At 67.9% G+C, this 19,343-nt stretch carries 18 protein-coding genes; 8 read left to right on the top strand and 10 right to left on the bottom strand.

Annotation, left to right across the window (positions count from 1 at the left end):
* Nucleotides 1–26 precede the first annotated feature (26 nt).
* From G0Q01_RS18100 to G0Q01_RS18080, 5 genes are all read right to left on the bottom strand, one after another.
* A complete protein-coding gene (locus G0Q01_RS18100; protein WP_164197086.1) occupies nucleotides 27–311 on the bottom strand; it encodes a hypothetical protein in 285 nt (94 codons plus the stop codon).
* A gap of 113 nt (nucleotides 312–424) precedes the next feature.
* A complete protein-coding gene (locus tag G0Q01_RS18095; RefSeq protein WP_164213693.1) occupies nucleotides 425–1,039 on the bottom strand; it encodes an ABC-type transport auxiliary lipoprotein family protein in 615 nt (204 codons plus the stop codon).
* A gap of 4 nt (nucleotides 1,040–1,043) precedes the next feature.
* A complete protein-coding gene (locus G0Q01_RS18090) occupies nucleotides 1,044–2,762 on the bottom strand; it encodes an MlaD family protein (RefSeq protein WP_164197088.1) in 1,719 nt (572 codons plus the stop codon).
* A gap of 2 nt (nucleotides 2,763–2,764) precedes the next feature.
* Nucleotides 2,765–3,571, bottom strand: coding sequence for an ABC transporter ATP-binding protein (locus tag G0Q01_RS18085; RefSeq protein ID WP_164197089.1), 807 nt, complete (start codon nucleotides 3,569–3,571; stop codon nucleotides 2,765–2,767).
* Nucleotides 3,568–4,689, bottom strand: a complete 1,122-nt coding sequence (locus G0Q01_RS18080; protein ID WP_164197090.1) for an ABC transporter permease — start codon at nucleotides 4,687–4,689, stop codon at nucleotides 3,568–3,570. The genes G0Q01_RS18085 and G0Q01_RS18080 overlap by 4 nt, the downstream gene beginning before the upstream one ends.
* A gap of 293 nt (nucleotides 4,690–4,982) precedes the next feature.
* On the opposite strand from G0Q01_RS18080, the gene G0Q01_RS18075 reads away from it, so the two are divergent.
* From G0Q01_RS18075 to G0Q01_RS18045, 7 genes are all read left to right on the top strand, one after another.
* Nucleotides 4,983–5,963 (top strand): LacI family DNA-binding transcriptional regulator, encoded by a 981-nt coding sequence (locus tag G0Q01_RS18075; RefSeq protein ID WP_164197091.1) that lies wholly within the window; start codon nucleotides 4,983–4,985, stop codon nucleotides 5,961–5,963.
* Nucleotides 5,960–6,976: a PotD/PotF family extracellular solute-binding protein gene (locus G0Q01_RS18070; RefSeq protein ID WP_164197092.1), complete on the top strand. Its 1,017-nt coding sequence runs from the start codon at nucleotides 5,960–5,962 to the stop codon at nucleotides 6,974–6,976. Before G0Q01_RS18075 ends, G0Q01_RS18070 begins: the two co-directional genes overlap by 4 nt.
* Nucleotides 6,977–7,080: 104 nt before the next feature.
* Nucleotides 7,081–7,902 carry an ABC transporter permease gene (locus G0Q01_RS18065; protein WP_108969194.1) on the top strand — a complete coding sequence of 274 codons (822 nt, stop codon included), beginning with the start codon at nucleotides 7,081–7,083 and terminating at the stop codon, nucleotides 7,900–7,902.
* 4 nt (nucleotides 7,903–7,906) lie between these two features.
* Entirely contained in the window at nucleotides 7,907–8,683 is a 777-nt protein-coding gene (locus G0Q01_RS18060) for an ABC transporter permease (RefSeq protein WP_108969192.1), read from the top strand.
* Nucleotides 8,676–9,689, top strand: a complete 1,014-nt coding sequence (locus G0Q01_RS18055) for an ABC transporter ATP-binding protein (protein ID WP_164197093.1) — start codon at nucleotides 8,676–8,678, stop codon at nucleotides 9,687–9,689. The genes G0Q01_RS18060 and G0Q01_RS18055 overlap by 8 nt, the downstream gene beginning before the upstream one ends.
* On the top strand, nucleotides 9,686–10,573 hold the full coding sequence (locus tag G0Q01_RS18050; RefSeq protein WP_164197094.1) for a nucleoside hydrolase: 888 nt from the start codon (nucleotides 9,686–9,688) through the stop codon (nucleotides 10,571–10,573). Before G0Q01_RS18055 ends, G0Q01_RS18050 begins: the two co-directional genes overlap by 4 nt.
* Entirely contained in the window at nucleotides 10,570–12,348 is a 1,779-nt protein-coding gene (locus G0Q01_RS18045) for an adenine deaminase (protein ID WP_164213692.1), read from the top strand. The genes G0Q01_RS18050 and G0Q01_RS18045 overlap by 4 nt, the downstream gene beginning before the upstream one ends.
* A 160-nt stretch (nucleotides 12,349–12,508) precedes the next feature.
* Here G0Q01_RS18045 and katG read toward each other — a convergent pair whose 3' ends face one another.
* Nucleotides 12,509–14,683, bottom strand: a complete 2,175-nt coding sequence (gene katG, locus G0Q01_RS18040) for a catalase/peroxidase HPI (RefSeq protein WP_164213691.1) — start codon at nucleotides 14,681–14,683, stop codon at nucleotides 12,509–12,511.
* 243 nt (nucleotides 14,684–14,926) lie between these two features.
* Here katG and G0Q01_RS18035 point away from each other — a divergent pair, with 243 nt between their 5' ends.
* On the top strand, nucleotides 14,927–15,811 hold the full coding sequence (locus G0Q01_RS18035; protein ID WP_164189089.1) for a formate/nitrite transporter family protein: 885 nt from the start codon (nucleotides 14,927–14,929) through the stop codon (nucleotides 15,809–15,811).
* On the opposite strand, the gene G0Q01_RS18030 is transcribed toward G0Q01_RS18035, so the two are convergent.
* From G0Q01_RS18030 to G0Q01_RS18015, 4 genes are all read right to left on the bottom strand, one after another.
* Nucleotides 15,808–16,431, bottom strand: a complete 624-nt coding sequence (locus G0Q01_RS18030) for a YitT family protein (protein WP_164213690.1) — start codon at nucleotides 16,429–16,431, stop codon at nucleotides 15,808–15,810. The genes G0Q01_RS18035 and G0Q01_RS18030 overlap by 4 nt on opposite strands.
* Nucleotides 16,432–16,486: 55 nt before the next feature.
* Nucleotides 16,487–17,719, bottom strand: a complete 1,233-nt coding sequence (locus G0Q01_RS18025; RefSeq protein WP_164189093.1) for an FAD-binding oxidoreductase — start codon at nucleotides 17,717–17,719, stop codon at nucleotides 16,487–16,489.
* A complete protein-coding gene (locus tag G0Q01_RS18020; protein WP_164189095.1) occupies nucleotides 17,712–18,593 on the bottom strand; it encodes a TetR/AcrR family transcriptional regulator in 882 nt (293 codons plus the stop codon). Before G0Q01_RS18020 ends, G0Q01_RS18025 begins: the two co-directional genes overlap by 8 nt.
* 77 nt (nucleotides 18,594–18,670) lie before the next feature.
* Entirely contained in the window at nucleotides 18,671–19,078 is a 408-nt protein-coding gene (locus G0Q01_RS18015; protein ID WP_164189097.1) for a YbaN family protein, read from the bottom strand.
* Nucleotides 19,079–19,343: the final 265 nt, after the last annotated feature.

Below are 19,343 nucleotides of genomic sequence, written 5' to 3'. Positions count from 1 at the left end.
TTTGGGCTCGCAGCGCGGGGTGCGGCTCAGCCCGCGTAGACCAGCAACAGGTTCACCCGTGTTTGGCGCCGCCGTGCCTCGCGCTCCAGCAGCGCCTGCCTGCGCGCGAGCTGCAGCTTTTCGAGCGCCCTCTGCCGCGCGTTGTAGAGCTGGCGCACTTTCGAGCCGCGGTTGCCGATCTGCACCGACAAATGCGTCTGGCGGCCCGGGAAGAACCCGGCCAGGTTGCTCTGCGCGGCGCGAAAGGCCGCGTCCGCCTCGATCCAAGCGCTGTAGGTTTTCAGCAAAAGTCGTCGTGATGCGGAAGCCATGCGTTCCTCCCCAGGATGAGCCTCGTCTCGACAGACCCCGAGTATAGGCGGCGCGGCGCCGCCTGTCAGCACCGCGAAGTGACGCAGGCGGAAGATGTGAATGACCGAGAGGCTCAGCTCCCGGCGCGCACCGCCCAGGGCAGGATCTCGGAGATCATCCGCCGCGAGGCCCGGTCGAAGGCGGCGACGACGGTCGTGGTCTCGTCGTCCGCCGCGGGTTCGCGCACCTCGAAGGTGCGGCTCGCCACCACCGCCGAGTCGCGCTCGCGCACCAGCCGCAGTATCAGCCGCAGGTGCACCGAGACCGGCCCCTCGGAGCCAAGGCTCTCGGCCTGGAAATCTGTCAGCTCGCCCAGCAGCGCGTAGTCGCCCTGCGCGCCAAGCGGCGCGCGGCCGACCGAGGCAAAGGCGCCGGTCTCGGCAAGGCTGCGTACCAGAAGCGTCTGCAGCATGGCGGGGGTCTCGTCGGACCAGCGCGCGCCGGGCAGGTATTGTGCCTGAAGCGGCGCGGGCCGGATCATGATGCGGTCGGTGCTCAGCGCGCCGCTGGCGATCGGCGGTTCGACCACAAGCTCGGCCCAGCCGCGCCGCGCCGCGCCCTCGATGGCGGGCGTTTGCAGCTCGTAGACATCGAGCGCTTCCGAGGCGCTGTCGAGCGCCGAGATCGCGGCGCAGCCGGAGGTGCCGAGCGCGAGGGCGAGGACGGGCAGGAGGGGTCTCGGGAACATGGGGCTACCTTCGGTATTCTGGGGCACGGTCGTCGAGGAAAAAGCGGGTCGGGTTTCGACGGAGCTGCGTGGTGAGCGCGTCGAGATTGTCGATGAGCGCGCGCGCCTCGGCGGCGAGCCGGCTGAACTGCGGCAGGGCGGTGGCGCTGAAATCGCGCAGGGCCGGGCGGGTCTCGCCGACCGCGCCCTCGAGTCCCGAAAAGGCCGCGGCGGCGGATCTGCTGGCGGCGCGCAGTTCGCTGGTGATCCCGGGGATGTCGCCCGACACCTGGGAGATCGCCGCCTCGAGCTCGGCCAGCGTGCCGCGCAGCTGCGCCGCGATCGGGCCGAGTTCGTGGGTGATCGCCCGGTCGGCGCCGTCAAAAGCCCGCTCGGCGGCCGAGAGCGCGCGGTCCCCGGTTTCTAGCGTGCCATTGATCGAGGAGAGCGTGACATTGGCGGCGGCGAAGGTCGAACGCGCCACCTCCAGCGTCTCCGAGGCCTCCCCTGCGAGCCCATCAAGCTGCCCGGAGGCCGAACTGAGATCGGCGCCCACCGTTTCGATGGTCTGCACCGCCGAGCGGGTGGCGGTGCGGATGTCCTCGAAGATGGCTCTCAGATCGGCACCGGTGCTGTCGCCGAAGCCCTGGATCACCGAGGTCGCCTCGGCGGTCGCGGTGCGCAGCTCGGCGATCAGCGCGGCACCGTCGCCGGCGAGCAACCCGTCGAGCCGCTGCGCCGCCCCGTCGACGCTGCGCGAGGTCTGCGACAGATCGGCGATGAGCCCGTCGAGGCCAGCCAATGTGCCCTGCGCCTCGGCCAGCCGGGCGCTGGCGGCGCTGCCGGTCTCGGTGAAGGTCTCGGCCAGGGTCTCTGCGCGGTCGCTCAGGCGGGCGAAGCGCGCCTCGATCTCAGAGACTGTGCCCTGTAGCTGCTCGGTCGCGGGGCCCAGCCGGCCGGTGATGTAGCTCTCAGCCGCGGCAGCGGTCCCAGTGCCTTGGGCGACAAGTGCGCGAGCCTCTTCAGACAGAGTGGTGATCGCGCGCAAGGTCTCCTGCGCGTCGGCGAGCACGCCCGCCACGTCGCCGGTCATACCCTCGACGCTCGCGTTGAAGCGGTCCATCTGGTCGGTGAAGGTCGAGACCGCACCGGTCACGCCGGAGACATCCTGCAGCGTCTGCGACAGCTCGGCTGAGGCCTGCTCGACATTGGTCAGGATGGTGACGACACGCTGCTGGTTCTCGGAGCCGAGGAGCGCGCGCAGGCTGCGTACCAGTTCCAGCGTCTCGTCGAAGATCTCGGGCGCGGATTCAGTGAGCGATTGCAGGGCCGACTGGCCGGCGTCTATACGCGGCACCTGCTCACCTGTCTGATCGGACAGCAGCCGCGCGCCGGGGCTGCCCGGGGCGATGCTGACATAGCTGACGCCGGTGACGCCCTGCGCCTCAATTGTGGCAGTGGAGTTGCTGCGCACCGGGGTGCCCGCGGTGACCTCGACGCGGACCCGAACCGTGCCGTTCTGCTCCGGCGAGAGGCCGAGGCCGACCACCTGTCCCACCGGCAGCCCGGCAAAGCGCACCTCGGAAGCGATCGACAGGCCCGAGACCGAGGGGAAGTCGATGTCGTAATAGTCAAACTGCTTGTCCAGCTCGACGTTGGCGAACCACAGCAGAAAGCCGAGCAGCCCGATAAAGCCCGCGATGGCGAAGGCTCCGACAAGCACGTAGTTGGCGCGGGTTTCCATGGTCAGTCAGCCTCGGTCTTGGTGTCGGCCCGAACCGCGTCGCGCGCGAGCCGCGCTCTTGGTCCGGTGAAATATTCCTGCACCCATGGGTGATCGACCTCCAGCATCTGGGGCAGCGTGCCGGTGACGAGCACCCGCTTCTCGGCCAGCACCGCGATACGGTCGCAGGTTGCATAGAGCGTGTCGAGATCATGGGTGACAAGAAAGACGGTCAGCCCCAGCGCGTCGCTCAGCGTTTTGATCAGCTCATCGAAGGCCGAGGCGCCGATCGGATCGAGCCCGGCGGTCGGCTCGTCAAGGAAGACGATCTCGGGGTCGAGCGCCAGGGCCCGCGCCAGCCCGGCGCGCTTGCGCATCCCGCCCGAAAGCTCCGACGGGGCGGCATCGCCTGCGCGGTAAGGCAGGCCGACGAGCGAGATCTTGAGATCCGCCAGCGCCCGCCGCAGCTCGGGTGTTAGCTCGGCGATCCGGCGCAACGGCACTTCGACATTCTCGCGCACGGTGAGCGAGGAGAAAAGCGCCCCGTCCTGGAACATCACCCCCCAGTGGTCGTCGAGCCGGGCGCGGTCTTCTGCCGAGGCGGTCAGCACCTCGGTTCCGAAGGCCTCGATCCGGCCCGCGGTCGGGCGCTCGAGCCCGGTGATGGCGCGCAACAGCACCGACTTGCCGGTACCCGAGCCGCCGACCACGCCCAGAACCTCGCCCCGGTAGACGTCAAGGTCCAGACCGTCGTGCACCACGTGGGTGCCGAACTGGGTGCGCAGCCCGCGCACGCGGATGAGCACCACTTTGTCCTGTTCCGGGCTCACAGTCCCACCTCGGCAAAGAAGATCGAGAACAGGGCGTCAGCGACGATGACCGCGAAGATGGCGGTGACCACGGCGCTCGAGGTCTGCCGCCCGAGCGATTCCGCGTCGCCCTTGACTTGCATCCCGGCGTGGCAGCCAACCACGCCGATGATCACCGCGAAGACCGGCGCCTTGATGAGCCCGACGACGACGTTGCTGATGTCGGTGTCAGAGATCAGCCGGGTGCGGAACATCGAGGGCGAGATCCCAAGCTCGATCCAGGACATCAGCGCGCCGCCGAAGAGCCCCATGATATCCGCGATCAGCCCGAGGATCGGCAGCATCAGCAACAGCGCGAGGATGCGCGGCACGAAGAGCACCGTCACCGGGTCGAGTCCGAGCGTGCGCATGGCGTCGATCTCCTGGCGCATCTTCATCGAGCCGATGGCGGCGCAAAAGGCCGACGCGGTCCGGCCTGCGACGATGATCGCCGTAAGCAGGATCCCCAGCTCGCGCAGCACAGAGATCGCAATGAGATCGACCACGAAGACCTCGGCCCCGAACTGCCGCAGCTGGGTCGCGCCCTGAAACGCGAGAACAACGCCGATCAGGAAGGCCATGAGCGACACGATCGGCACGGCCCGCAGGCCGACATCGTCGCAATGGGCGACCAGCGCCGTGAAGCGGAACTCGCGCGGGTGGATCACCGCGCGGAAGAGCCCGGCGAGGAACATCCCGAGAAACTCCAGCAGCCCGCGCAGGAAGTGCAGGCCGCCTATGACCCGGCGCCCCGTCGTCTCGAGAAGCGCCGTAAGGCCTGTCGGGGTGGCGGGCGCGGGCTCGGGCACCGGCAGGGCGCGGCGTACCGTGGCCAAAAGCAGATCGGCGGCTTCGCTCGCGCCGCGATAGCGCAGCGCGCCGCCTTGTGCCGCGACCCGGCCTTCGTAGGTGGCCAGCGCCCAGGCCCCGGCGGTGTCGATCCGCGTGACCCGGGTGAGGTCGATGACCGGGGCAGGCGGCGCCGCGAGCAACTGCGCCTGCAGGCCCGCGAGTTCGCGCACCGTCAGCGGTCCCGAAAGGCGGATGACCTGCCCGGAGCCTGATTCTTCGTCCTCGACCTGCAACCCGCTGCTGTTCATGGATGCGTGGGCTCCCCGCGTATCGTTCTCATTTTGAAAGCTTTTGCCCCGCTGCACCAGCCCATTTCGCGGCGAAGGGCAGGGCGCTTTGACGCAACCGGCGCGGCTTGGACTGTGGGGGCTTTCAACCTCATGGCGGGTGCGCGATGATTCCAATACCCGTCTAGAGTGTGTTTCCGCATGTTTTTTGTGCGCCTTGCCAGCGGAAGCGCTTTGAGTCTGATTAAACGTTTAATTGTCGGTTGACGGGTGCGAAAGCCGCTGATTAATCGTTTCACCAAAGAGGAAACGGCATGGCCAGTATCAAGGAAATCGCACAGGACATCGGGGTTTCGGCCGCCACCGTCTCGAACGCGCTCACCGGAAAGGGGCGGGTTTCAAAGGATCTGGCGGAACGCATTCAGGCCCGCGCCGAGGCGCTTGGCTACCGCCCGAGCCGCGCCGCGCGTGCGCTGAAGACCGGCCAGAGCGGCATCCTCGGGCTGGTGATGCCGGACCTCACCAACCCGCTCTTCCCGCGCATCGCGCAGAACCTGTCGATTGCTGCCGAGGCGCGCGGGCTCGGCATCCTCATCGCCGACTCGCGCGGTAGCGAGGCGCGGCAGACCGAGGCGCTGCAACAGCTCGTGGGGAGGGGGGTCGACGGCGTGGTGATCGTGCCGCAGAAGGGCACCTCGCCCGAGGCACCCGGCCTGCCGATGGTGACGATCAACACCGCGCGCGACCCGCGCAACACCGTCTCGGCCGATCATGTCGGCGGCGGTGCCCTTATCGGCGCGCATATCCGCGAGCTGGGGCACAGCCACGTGGTGCTGCTCGGCGGCGACCGGGTATCGGACGTTCAGCAGGACCGTCTGCGCGGCATGGGCGAGGGGCTCGGCCCGAGCGTCCGCATCGAGACGGTCTGGGGCGATGCCGGGCTCGCCACGCTGCCCGAGCGCGTGGGGCAGGGCGCCACGGCGATCCTTGCGACCTCGGACCTGTTGGCGCTGGCCGCCTTGTCGGAACTCGCGCGCGCAGGGATCTCGGTGCCCGGGGACGTGAGCCTTACCGGCTTCGACGATCTGCCCTTCGCCACCGCCATGCACCCGGCGCTGACCACCACCGCGCAGGACGTGAGCGCCATCGCCGAGCATGCGCTCGAGGTGCTGAGCCGTCTCATCGCCGGCGCCGCCCGCCCCGAGAGCCACGCGGTGCCCATGCGGCTGGTACCGCGCGGCTCCACCGCCTCCCCCCGACACCCAACCAAGACCAACACGGAGAGACTGCCATGAAGACCACCCTATCGCTCCTCGCGCTTGCCAGCGCCTTCGGCACCGCGGCGCATGCCGACGACAAGACCCTGACCATCTCGGTCTATTCCTTTGCCCAGGATGAATACAAAGAAGCGCTCTACGATCCCTTCGAGGCGATCTGCGGCTGCGATCTGGTCGTCGAGACCGGCAACAGCGTCGAGCGCATGGCGAAGATCGAGGCCAACGCCGCGGACCCGGTGATCGACATGGCCGTCATCTCGACGCAGGACGCCCTCGCTCTGGCCCGTAAGGATCTCATCCAGCCGCTCGACAGCGCCAAGCTGAGCAACTTCGACAAGCTCTACGACAGCGCCAAAGATCCGATCGGCGATCACATGGCGGTCGGCTACACCTTCTACGCCAGCTCCATCGTCTACCGCTCGGACCTTGTCGACATCCAGAGCTGGGGCGATTTGCTGGGCGAAGAGCTGGCCGGCCAGGTCGCGCTGCCCAACATCACCACCACCCAGGGCCCGCTCACGCTGATGATGCTGGGCAAGGCCATGGGCAAAGAGGGAGACCTCGCGCCGGTGATCTCCGAGATCGGTGCGCATTCCGACGACATCGTGACCTTCTTCTCGCGCTCGTCCGAGCTGGTGCAGCTGATGAACCAGCAAGAGGTGATCGCCGCCCCGGTGGGCCGCTTCGCCTGGGGCAGCTTCAAGGACGCGGGTCTGCCCTTCGCCTGGGCCGAGCCCGAGGAAGGCCAGGCCGGCGGCATGAACGTGATGGTCATGACCAAGGGCAACGGCAACGAGGATCTCGCTTACCAGTTCATGGACTACTGGCTCTCGACCGAGGTGCAGACCAAGATCGGCGAGATGCTGATCGACAGCCCGGCCAACAAGGAAGTCGAGCTCAGCGCGGAAGCTGCCGAGAACCTGACCTATGGCGCCGACGTCATCGAAGCGCTGAACATCATGCCCGCCGCCGAAGTGCTCGACAAGCGCGAGGGCTGGGTCGAGCAGTGGAACGCCGAGGTGATCCAGTAACCCCGCCGGGGCGGCCCCTGCCGTCCCAGCACCCCGCCGGGGGCGACGCGCTCCCCGTTGCCCCCGGCACCTGACACCGCTCCAGACAGACGGGATCCCTACCCATGTTTCGCAACACGCGCGAAGGGCTGGCGCTGGCTCTTCCGGCCGCCATCTTCTCGACGCTGCTCTTCCTCGTGCCGGTGGGCATCCTGCTCTCCGAGGCCTTCCGCTCCGGCGGAAGCTGGTCGCTGCAGGGCTACATCGACTTCTTCTCGACGCCGCTCAACCGCACCGTCTTCCTGCGTACGCTGAAGCTGGGCGTTCTGGTGGCTGGGACGGCGGCGGTGATCGGCTACGCCGCAGCTTTCTGCATCGTCAACCTCGGCCCCAAGTCGCGCGGCAAGGTCTTCGGCATGGTGGTCCTGCCGCTGATGATCTCGCCCGTCGCCCGCACCTATGCGTGGATCGTCATCCTCGGCCGCACCGGCATCGTCAACGAGACGATCACCGGGCTGGGCCTGTCGGACACGCCGCTGCGCCTGCTGTTCACCGAGACCGCCGTCTTCCTCGGCCTCTTGCAGCTCTTCCTACCGCTGATGATCATCTCGCTGGTGTCGGCCATGGAGAACATCCCGCGCGACGTGATCCCCGCTGCCCGGGTGCTTGGCGCAAGCTGGATCGCCGTCTTCTTCAAGGTGATCCTGCCGCTGACCAAGGAAGGGCTCGTCATCGGTGGCACGCTGGTCTTCACCGGCGCGCTCACCGCCTACATCACCCCGGCGATCCTTGGCGGCTCGAAGGTGCTGATGCTGGAAACGCTGCTCTATCAGCGGGTCAACGTGTCGAACGATTTCGTCTCGGCCAGCGTCATCGCCATGATCCTCATCGTCATGTCCTTCTCGGCGAACCTGCTGCTGAAGCGCATCGCCACTGCCCGGAGCTGACCTCATGCGCCATCTTGCGACCTGGTCCATCCTGGGCCTCACGCTGACCTTCCTGATCGGACCGTTCCTGATCATCATCCTCGCTGGGGCCTCGGCCACCGATTACCTTGCCTTCCCGCCCGAGGGGCTGACCCTCAAGTGGTACCTCAAGGTCTTCACCGTCGAGAGCTTCCGCGCCTCCTTTGCGCTGTCGATGGCGCTGGCGGTCTTCGGCACGTTCATGGCGCTGCTGTTGGGGGTGCCCGCGGCCTATGCGCTCAACCGCTACGACCTGCCGGGCGCCGAGACGCTGCGCACCATCGTCGCAGCGCCGATCATCGTGCCGGGCATCATCGTCGGCCTTGCGCTCTTGCGCTACATGGTGGTGCCGACGGGCGTCACCGTCACGCTGGCGCTCTTCATGGCACACACCGCGCTGGTGCTGCCCTATGCGGTGCGCGTGGTCTCCTCGTCGATGCACAACCTGCGCGCCGACATGGAAGAGGCCGCCGTTCTGCTCGGCTGTTCGCGGCTGCAGGCCTTCACCAAGGTGGTGCTGCCCAACATCCGGGGCGGGGTGCTCGCCGCCTTCATCCTCGGCTTCGTCACCTCCTTCAACCAGGTGCCGGTCTCGCTGTTCCTGTCGGGTCCCGGCGTCCGCACCCTGCCCATCGACATGCTCGCCTACATGGAGATCACCTTCGATCCCTCCGTCGCCGCGCTCTCGGCGCTCCTTGCCTTCATGTCGCTCGCCATCGTCTTCACCGCCGAACGCCTGCTGGGATTCTCTCGCTATGTCTGACGCTTTCGTCCAACTCTCCGATCTCACCCTCAGCTACGGCAAGTCGGTCGCCGTGCCGAACCTCGATCTGTCGATCCGCGAGGGCGAGCTGATCGCGCTGCTCGGGCCCTCGGGCTGCGGCAAGACCACCACCATGCGCGCCATCGCCGGGCTGCTCTCGCCCACCGGCGGGACAATCACCATCGACGGCCGCGACGTGACCCGCGTGCCCGCCAACAAGCGCGGCATCGGGCTGGTGTTCCAGAGCTACGCGCTGTTCCCCCATCTCAGCGCCTTCGAGAACGTCGCTTTCGGGTTGCGCCTGCAGAAGCTGCCCGAGGCCGAAATCAAGCAGCGCACCGAGGAAGGGCTGGCGACCGTCGGCCTCACCGGCTTCGAGAAGCGCAAGCCCGCCGAGATGTCGGGCGGCCAGCAGCAGCGCGTGGCGCTGGCGCGCTCGCTGGTGATGCGGCCCAAGGTGCTGCTGCTCGACGAGCCGCTGTCGAACCTCGACGCCCGGCTGCGGCTCGAGATGCGCACCGAATTGCAGCGGGTGCAGAAGGAGACCGGCATCACCATGGTCTTCGTGACGCACGATCAGGCCGAGGCGCTGGCGCTGGCCGATCGCATCGTGCTGATGAAGGACGGCAAGATCGAGCAGCTCGGCACGCCGTCGGATCTCTATGCGCGGCCCGCCACGGCCTTTGCCGCCGAATTCATGGGGTTCGAGAACATCTTCAGGGTCGAGGGCACCGAGGTCGTGACCGAAAGCGGTCGCCTGCCGCTGGAGGCCCGCCCGGAGAGCCCGATCCTTGCCTGGCGTCCGGACGCGGTGACCGTGGGTAGCGGCCCGCATGAGGGCCGCGTCGCCGCCTGCAGCTTTGCCGGGGCGCACCGCGAGTATGTCATCGACAGCGCGCTCGGCCCAATCAAGGCCGATGCCGCCATCGCGCTGCCCGAGGTGCCGCTGGGAGAGTCCATCCGCTTCGACCTGCCACTCTCCACCGCCCGGGGCCTCGCGGCATGAGGCTCTGGGTCGACACAGATTACGGCTTCGACGACCTCTGGGCGCTGCTGCTCTTGCGCCGCTACGGGGCGACGGTCGAGGGCATCTCGCTCGTCGCGGGCAACACGCCGCTGCCGCAGGTCATCGCCAACGCGCTCGGCGCGGCAGAGGCTTATGGCCTCAAAGCCCCGCTGCACGCCGGGGCCGAGAAGGCGCTGGTCCGCGAGGTCGAGACCGCGCAGGCGATCCTCGGCGCGAAGGGCATGGACAGCCGGGGCCGTTTCCTGCCCGATGTGGACGGCCCGCAGCCGCCTGCCGATGCCATCGAGGCGCTGGCGGGCTGGCTGATGCAGGACGGGCCGCGCCCGGTGCTGGCGCTGGGGCCGCTGACCAATATCGCGCTGCTGGTGCAGCGCTTCCCCGAGGCCGCCGCCCGCATCACCCGGCTTGTCTGGATGGGCGGCAGCAACGGGCCAGGCAACCATTCGCCGCTGGCCGAGTTCAACGCGCTCTGCGATCCCGAGGCCGCCGCCATCGTCGCCGGGGCCGGGCTGCCGCTCGAGGTGATCGACCTGATGATTTGCCGTCAGGCCACCTTTGGCCCCGAGGACATGCCGCAGACCGATCCGCTCAGCGCCGATCTGCTCGGCGGCTACCTCGACATCGGTCTCAAGCGCGGGCGCGCAGGGATGGCGATCTACGATCCCGTTGCGGCGCTGGCCATGGTGCGGCCCGAGGCCTTTGCCTTTGAACGTCAGAGCCTCACCGTCTCGACCGTGCAGGACGACACCTATGGCGCCACCCGCTTCACCGCCGACCCCGAGGGGCTGACCCGCCTGCCGACAGCGCCGCTCGACGACATCGCGCGGCTCTGCCTCGATGCGCTGACTGGAGCGGACGCATGACCTTCCCGAGCGATCTCAACGACCCCGCGCTGCGCGCCCGCGCGGTGCAGGCCGCGCGCGGCGAGGCGCCGTTCGACCTGCTGATCGAAGGCGGCACCGTGCTCGACATGATCACCGGGCGCGCGCGCAAGGCCGATGTCGGCATCATCGGCCCGCTCATCGCCAGCGTACACGCACCCGACCCGGCGCGGCCGGCGAAGGCGCGCATCGGCGCACGCGGCATGACCCTCGTGCCGGGGTTCATCGACAGCCACATGCACGTCGAAAGCTCGATGATCACCGCCGCGGAATATGCCGCCGCCGTTGTGCCGCGCGGGGTGACCACGGCGCTCTGGGATCCGCACGAGCTTGCCAATGTGTCGGGCGAGGCGGGGCTCGGCTACGCCTGCGAGTCGGCAAAGGACCTGCCGTTGCGCCTCTTGCCGCTGGTGCCGACCTGCGTGCCCTCGGCGCCGGGCTTCGAGGCCTCGGGCGGGGATTTCACCCCCGAGACCGTCGCGCGCTGGCTGGCGCGCGGCGACACCCATGGCGCTGCCGAGCTGATGACCATGCGACCGCTGCTCGAGGGCGACGCGCGCGTTGCCGGGATCGTGCAGGCCGGGCTCGAGGCGGGAAAACGGGTCTGCGGCCACGCGCGGGGGCTCACCGGCGGCGATCTTGCGGGCTTTGCCGCTGCCGGGGTCGAGACCGACCACGAGCTGACCGGCGCCGCTGATCTGATGGCCAAGCTCGAGGCAGGGTTCACCATCGAGCTGCGCGGCTCGCATGAACACCTGTTGCCCGAGTTCGCCGAGGCGCTGACCGGGTTGGGCGAACTGCCGCAGACGGTGACCCTTTGCACCGACGACATCTTCCCCGACGACCTGCTGCGCAAGGGTGGGCTCGACGGGGTGATCCGACTGCTGATCGACTGCGGCCTGCCGCCGCTCTGGGCCTATCGAGCTGCCACGCTCAACGCCGCAAGCCGGATCGGACGGCCAGACCTGGGCCTCGTCGCGCCGGGCCGCCGCGCCGACCTGGTGCTGCTGTCGGACATCGAGGCGGTGCGCGCCGAGGGGGTCGTCGCGAATGGTCTGCTCGTGGCGGAGGCCGGACGGCTGACCGCCCGACCCGAGCCCGCGCCGGTGCCGGCTGCGCTGCGCGAGACCATGCGGCTTGCGCCCGTGGCAGCCGGGGATTTCGAGGTCCCTGCCAAGGGCCCGCACGCCCGCATTGCGACGCTTTCGAAGCCGCGGTTCCCGGTCTGGGGTGAGCGCAGGGTCGCGGTCGAGGACGGCCGCCTGGTGCTGACCGAGGACATGATCCGCATGGGCATCGTCAACCGTCATGGCGCCGGCACGCCGATGCGGGTCGCCTTCCTGGAAAACTGGGGCGACTGGCGCTGTGCCTTTGCCACCACGGTGTCGCACGACAGCCACAACCTGACGGTCTTCGGGCGCCGTTCCGAGGACATGGCCGCCGCGGCCAATGCACTGCGCGACTGCGGCGGCGGAGTTGCGGTGGCGTCGCGCGGCAAGGTGCTGCACTGCCTGCCGCTGCCGATTGCCGGACTGATCAGCGACGCGAAGCTGGCACAGGTCGCCGAGAGCTTCGCCGCACTGCGCGCGACGCTCGACGGGCTGGTCGGCTGGCAGCCGCCCTACCTGGTGTTCAAGGCGCTCTTCGGGGCGTCTCTGGTCTGCAACCCCGGGCCGCGGCTGAGCGACATGGGCTTGGTCGACCCCTTCGAGGGGCGGCTGCTGGAGAGCTGCGTGTTGGAAGACGGGTTGGCCTGAGCGCGCGTCTTAGGAGCGGGGCAGAGGAGGGGGCTCTGCTCCCCGTCCTGCGGCCGCCGCAGGAAATGCACGCGCAGGCCATAAGGGCGCGCTGCGCCAAAGCAGAAGGGCCCGCACCTCGGGGAGAGGTGCGGGCCGGTGTTTCTGGATGTCTGCCGCATCACTTCAAGTCGAAGCGATCGGCGTTCATCACCTTGGTCCAAGCGTTCACGAAAGCCGCCAGGAAGGTCTCGGTGCCATCGTCCTGGGCGTAGATCTCGGCGTAGGCGCGCAGGATCGAGTTCGAGCCGAACACCAGGTCGACGCGGGTCGCGGTCCACTTCACCTCGCCGGTCTTGCGATCGCGGATCTCGTAAAGGTCCTTGCCCGCCGGAACCCAGCTGTAGGCCATGTCCGTCAAGTTGACGAAGTAGTCCGTGGTCAGCGCGCCGGGGCGGGCCGTGAAGACGCCGTGCTTGCTGCCGCCGTGGTTGGTGTCCATGGCCCGCATGCCGCCCAACAGAACGGTCATCTCGTTCGCCGTGAGCCCCAGCAGCTGTGCCCGGTCGAGCAGCATCTCTTCCGAGGAGACCGCGTAATCCGTCTTCTTCCAGTTGCGGAAGCCGTCGGCCAGTGGCTCGAGCGGATCGAAGCTGCCTGCGTCGGTCATCTCGTCGGTGGCGTCACCGCGGCCGGGTGCAAAGGGCACCGAGATGTCGTGGCCCGCGGCCTTGGCGGCGAGTTCCACACCGACGTTGCCAGCCAGCACGATGGTGTCCGCGAGGCTTGCCCCGGCGGCTGTCGCCAGCGGTTCGAGCACGTTCAGCACGCGGGCGAGGCGGTCGGGCTCGTTGCCCTCCCAGTCCTTCTGCGGCGCGAGGCGGATGCGCGCGCCATTGGCGCCGCCACGCATGTCCGAGCCGCGGAAGGTGCGGGCGCTGTCCCAGGCGGTCGACACGAGGTCCGACACGCTCAGGCCCGAGGCCGCGATCTTCGCCTTGAGACCACCGATGTCGTAACGGGTTGTGCCCGCGGGGACAGGGTCCTGCCAGATGAGATCCTCGGCGGGCACATCGGGGCCGATGTAGCGCACCTTCGGACCCATGTCGCGGTGGGTCAGCTTGAACCAGGCGCGGGCGAAGGTGTCCGAGAAATACTCCGGATCGGCCATGAACTTCTGGCAGATCGCGTTGTAGATCGGGTCGACCTTCATCGCCATGTCGGCATCGGTCATGATCGGCATGCACTTGATCGAGGGGTCCTCGACGTCGGCGGGCATGTCTTCCTCGCGGATGTCGACGGGCATCCACTGCCAGGCCCCAGCTGGCGATTTCTTCAGTTCCCACTCGTAGCCGAAGAGCAGTTCGAACCAGCCCATGTCCCACTGGGTGGGGTTCTTGGTCCAGGCGCCCTCGATGCCCGACACCATCGTGTCGCGGCCGATGCCGCGGCCCTTGGTGTTCATCCAGCCCATGCCCTGCGCGGTCACATCGGCGGCTTCGGGATCCTCGGAGAGGTTCGCCGCATCGCCATTGCCATGCGCCTTGCCGATGGTGTGGCCACCGGCGGTCAGCGCCGCGGTTTCCTCGTCGTTCATCGCCATGCGGGCAAAGGTCTCGCGGACCATCGCGGCGGTGCGCATCGGGTCGGGCTGGCCGTTCACCCCCTCGGGGTTCACGTAGATCAGACCCATCTGCACCGCCGAGAGCGGGTTCTCGAGCGAGGCGGGATCGGCCACGTCACCGTAGCGCGTGTCGGACGGCGCAAGCCATTCCTTCTCGGCGCCCCAGTAGACGTCCTTTTCCGGGTGCCAGATGTCCTCGCGGCCAAAGGCGAAGCCGAAGGTCTTCAGGCCGGCGACCTCATAGGCGATGGTCCCGGAGAGGATCATCAGGTCGGCCCAGGAGATCTTGTTGCCGTATTTCTTCTTGATCGGCCACAGCAGGCGGCGGCCCTTGTCGGTGTTGACGTTGTCGGGCCAACTGTTCAGCGGCGCGAAGCGCTGGTTTCCGGTGCCAGCCCCGCCACGGCCGTCGGCGAGGCGGTAAGACCCAGCGGCGTGCCAGGCGACGCGGGCGAACATGCCGACGTAGGAGCCCCAGTCGGCGGGCCACCACTCCTGGCTGTCCTTCATCAGGGCGCGCAGGTCGTCCTTAAGCGCCTCCACGTCGAGCGATTTCAGCTCTTCACGGTAGTCGAAGTCCGGGGCGAAGGGCTTCGTCTTGCCATCGTGCTGGTGCAGGATGTCGAGGTTCAGCGCGTTCGGCCACCAGCTGGTCACCGAGGTGGCGGTCGAGGTTTGACCGCCGTGCATCACCGGGCATCCGCCCGAGGGTTTCACATCATTTCCGTCCATCGTTGGCTCCGGCCTTCGCTGCGTTTGGTCCATTGGTGCGGGGCCTCTGCGCCATCGACCTTGGGGCCGTGGGGTGATCAGACACCGCGCACCCTTGGTTTAAAGATCGACAGTGATAGAAAGAAATCGTATTTATTTTAATTTTCGATAGGATAAAACTATATCGACATAGCGCATGAGAGGAACGGGCGCAGGACGGTTGCTTTTTCGGGAACTCCTGCGGCTCTGGACGGTTCCGATGGGATGAATAACCTCGGCAGCCCCTCCAGCCCCAGCTTCAGCAGCAGCGAAACGGTCCACCACCCTGCCGAGGAGCGGTCGGTCGACAGCGCGTCGCGGCTCTCGGCCCGGCTGATTTACGAGGTCGTCCGCCGCGACGGCGAGGAGGAGTTGAACCGCCCCTCGGTGTCGCTGATCTGGTCGGGGCTGGCGGCGGGGATCCTGATCAGCCTCTCGGTGATCGCCCAGGCGGTGCTTCTGACCTACCTGCCCGAGGCCCGCTGGACCGTTCTTGTCGAGAGCCTGGGGTATTCGCTCGGCTTCATCGTGGTGATCTACGGACGGATGCAGCTCTTCACCGAGAACACCATCACCACCGTCATGCCCGTGGTGGCGCAGCGCTCGGCGACCTGCCTGCGCAAGATGATCCGGCTCTGGGCGATCGTGCTCTCGGCCAACGTGCTGGGGGCGGTGATCGCCTCGGGCTTCCTGCTGCTGCCAGGGGTGCTTCCGCCAGAGCTGAGCGAGAATCTTCTGGCAGTGGCCCGCCACGGGGTGGAGGGTTCGGCGGGTGGCAACTTCATGCGCGCGATGCCCGCCGGAGTGCTGATCGCCGCGCTGGTCTGGGTGATGCCCGGCGCACGCGGCGAGTCGCTGGTGATCGTGCTGGCGATGACCTGGCTGTTGGCAGTCGCCGGCTTTGCCCATGTGATCGCCGGATCGGTCGAGGCGGGCCTGTTGGTGTGGCAGGGCGCGCTCGGCATCGGCAGCGCGGTCTTCGACTTTTTCCTGCCGGTTCTGGCGGGCAACGTGGTGGGCGGTACTGCGATCTTCACTCTTGTCACCTGGGGACAGGTGAAGAACGAAGTCGCCCAGGCGGATGACGCGCCCGACGTGGATCAGAGTTAAGCGGCTTCGGCCGCCCCGGCGGGCGTGTTGCCAGTCTGCTGGATCCGGAAGTTCCAGGCGATCACTGCGTTCAGTACTGCCGCACCAACGAAGGAATAGAGCACCAGCTCAAGCGGCAGCACGACGCACGAAACCAGGAAGATCATGGCGTCGAAGCTCATCTGGAACCAACCGGTCTTGAAGCCGGTCTTTTCCTCGACGATCAGCGCCAGAACGCCCAGCCCGCCGGCAGAGGCATTGTGGCGAAAGAGCGCGATCAGCCCGGCGCCCGCGCTCGCCCCCGCAAGGATCGCAGCGACGAGCGGCGGCAGTTGATCGAAGGAAACCCAAGCCTGCAAGAGCGGTGTGGTGGCAGAGATGCCGACGACCGCGGCGATGGTGCGCAGGGTGAAGGCCTTGCCCCGGCGTTTCCACGAAAGCCAGAAAAACGGCAGGCTCACCAGCAGGAAGATCACCCCGAAAACGAGCGGCATCACGTAGGAGAGCAGCACCGAGGCCCCGGCGGTCTGGCCGGTGATCAACCCGGCAGCCTTGAGGAATACCACGCTGAGGCTGGCCATGAGGATGCCGAAGGCGATGCCTTGCGCATCATAGAGCGAGATGGGGGATTTGAGCTTCATGGCGTTGGTCTCCAGCGGGGCGTCGTCTTATGGGAGGCGAGACGGGGCAGGGCGGTCAGAGCCTGCGGCCCGGCGCAAGGGCGCGGGAGAGATCGCTTTCCTCGCCCTCCAGCGCGGCGGCAAGCAGGTTCGCGGTGGTCGGGCCGAGAGTGAAGCCTTGGTGGCCATGGCCGAAATGGAACCAAAGCCCCTTGTGGCGCGGCGCGGCGCCGGCCAGCGGCAGCATGCCCGGAAGGCACGGACGGGTGCCGGTCCATTGCGGCTCGGCGATGCGGTCACCGATCTCGAGCATGTCGGACAGCGCGGCGCGGCCGCGGTCGAGCTGCCGCAGGTCGGCGGGCGCGGTGCGGGAAACCAGCGCGGCACCGGTGGCGATGCGCAGCCCGGCCTGCATCTGACCCGCAACCACCCCGTTGTCCATGTCGACGATGGGCCGCAGCGGCGGGCGTGCGGTTGTGTAATGTCCGTGATAGCCGCGCTTGTAGATCATCGGGATGCGATAGCCGAAGCGGCGCAGCAGCGCGGGCGACCACGGGCCGAGCGCCACCACCGCGTGTTCGGCTTCGGCCCGTTCGGCGACCGTGGTCACGCGCCAGCCGCCGCCAGATTGAACAAGGCTGGAGGCGTCGCCCTCAAGCAACCGCCCGCCGCGGCTGGCAAAGAGCTTGGCATAGGCATGCACCAGGCAGCCGGGCGCGTTGCAGCTCCAGCTGTCGGGCCAGTGAATCACCCCGGCGGGATCGGCGCGCAGGGCAGGGTCCTCGCGGCGATAGTCGGCGCCCGCCAGCGCCCTGTGCCGGACGCCGTAGTCGCGCTGGAGCCGCTCGGCATCGGCGGCATCCGCCTCGAAGGCAGCGCGGTTTCGGTAGAGCTGCACCATGCCCTCGCGCGAAACCATGTTGCCTGCGCCTGCGGCCTCGATCAGCGGCGCGTGGTCCTGGGTGGCGCGGGCCGTGAGTTGGGCATAGATGCGGGAAATCCCGGCGTGGCGGCGCGGCGCGGAGTTGAGGAAGTATGACCAGAGCGCCGGGGCCATCTGCGTGACGCCCCGCAGCGACCATGTCACGTCGTTGCTGCGCCCGGTGGCAAAGGACCAAAGCGTGCCGAGGTCGCGCGGCAGCCCGTAGGGTTCCGCGGCCTCCGCCTGGATGATCCCAGCATTGCCGAAGGAGGTCTCGCGGCCGGGCGCACCGCGGTCGACAAGGCTCACCGCGTGGCCACGGGCCTGTAGCGCGAGCGCGGTGGAGACGCCGACCATGCCGGCTCCGAGGACGAGGATTTCAGCCATGCGAGGGCTCCGAAAGTGCGGGGTCTGCAGGTCGGGATGCGCGGCGGGCGAGCCCGTCGATCAACAATTCAAGCAGCGCGGAAAAGCTCTGGTCATAGCAGACCTGCGCGCCGTTCTGCCAACGCAGCACGAAGATCCGGTTGGCGAGTTGGGGCAGCGCGGCATGGGTCAGCGGATAGGCCTCGGCATCGACCGCGGCCAGGCGCTCGGCGACCCGCCGTTCCCAGGCATCGTCCTCCGATGCCGGGCCGGGCGCCAGCTCCATGGTCACGAAACCGCAGAGCCCGCCGATCAGCGCGTTGAAGGCCTCGCGCAGGTCCGAGCCATGAAATCCGCCGTCGGCCAGCGCCCGGAGCACGGTCTCGATCCACTCGAGGCTGGAATCGCCGTTGGACATCATCTGTGCCCCGAGCAGCGGAGAGATATTCGGGTGCCGGTGGACTGCGGCACGATAGGCGTGAAAGACCTGCCTGAGCCGTTCGGTCCAGGGCGCGCCAGGGTCCTGCGCAGCGACGAGACCGCCGGTGATCGTCGCCGCGATGGCGGCAAAGAGGTCTTCCTTGGCGCCGCCGACATGCCAATAGATCACCGCCGGAGAGACGCCGAGCCCGCGCGCCAGTTCGCGCAGCGAGAAGGCCGAAAGCCCGCGCGCGTCGATCTGCGCGATCGCGGCCTCGACAATTTGCGCACGGGTCAGGCCGATCGCGGCGGCGCGCCCGCGGGGCGCCTTGGCGGGTGCGGGGGTTCCGCTGTCGGCAACGCCGTTCACAGCGCAGCCGTTGCCGACTCGCACCGCGGGCGGATGGTCGAGCGCAGGATATGCGGGGCCGTGTCGCACATGGATATGGGTCCGAAGCTGGGGTGTTTCCGCCATAGCCCATCAATTGAACGTCGTTCAATTGAAAAATGTGACCTCGCCGGACCGGACGTCGCGTGTGGCGCGACGCGGTGTCACCGCGGGCCGTTTGGCCGGCTGAGCACGAAGAACGCGGCGCCGCCCATGCAGATCAGCTGGAGAAGCAGAACGCGCTGCGGGACCGCGAGCCAGAGGCTGAGCGCCAGCGCCGCCAGCATCATGCTCACCGCCAAGGCTTTATAGCGCGGCGCAATGGCGCCATGCGCGCTCCAGTCCGCGATCATCGGGCCGAAGCGCGGATGCTCGGCGAGAAAGCGATGCAGCCGCGGCGAGCTCTTGGAAAAGGCAAAGGCCGCGAGGATCACGAAGGGCGTCGTCGGCAGAAGCGGAAGAACGATCCCGATGACGCCGGCGCAGAGCGCGAGTCCGCCAAGCGCCAGCCAGGCGAACCGGAGCCGGCTGCGCGGCGGAAGGTGCGGATCCTCTGGGGGGACTGGACTCATCTGGAACTCGGGCGTGGGGTCTGGACGATCAAATAGCGCCACTTGCAGAGAACGCCACGTGGCAATCTTGATCCGATCCTCGAAACTCAGCTGAAGGCAACACCGACGCATCCCACATCCTCCATGCAAACTTCTGTTTTGATACAGAATTTGCACTTCGGTTGTGAAACCACCCCCGCCACTTAAACTGTTGCAACCAAGTTGAAATGTCCTCGGCTGCGCAAAGCAGAAATGTCTCACCGAGAGTGGAGAAGCATGGCCGGGC

Source organism: Salipiger sp. PrR007 (genome assembly GCF_010499845.1).
Classification (GTDB): Bacteria; Pseudomonadota; Alphaproteobacteria; order Rhodobacterales; family Rhodobacteraceae; genus Salipiger; species Salipiger pacificus_A.
The sequence above is the reverse complement of the archived record's forward strand: the minus strand, read 5'-3'. Positions and strand labels throughout refer to the sequence as shown.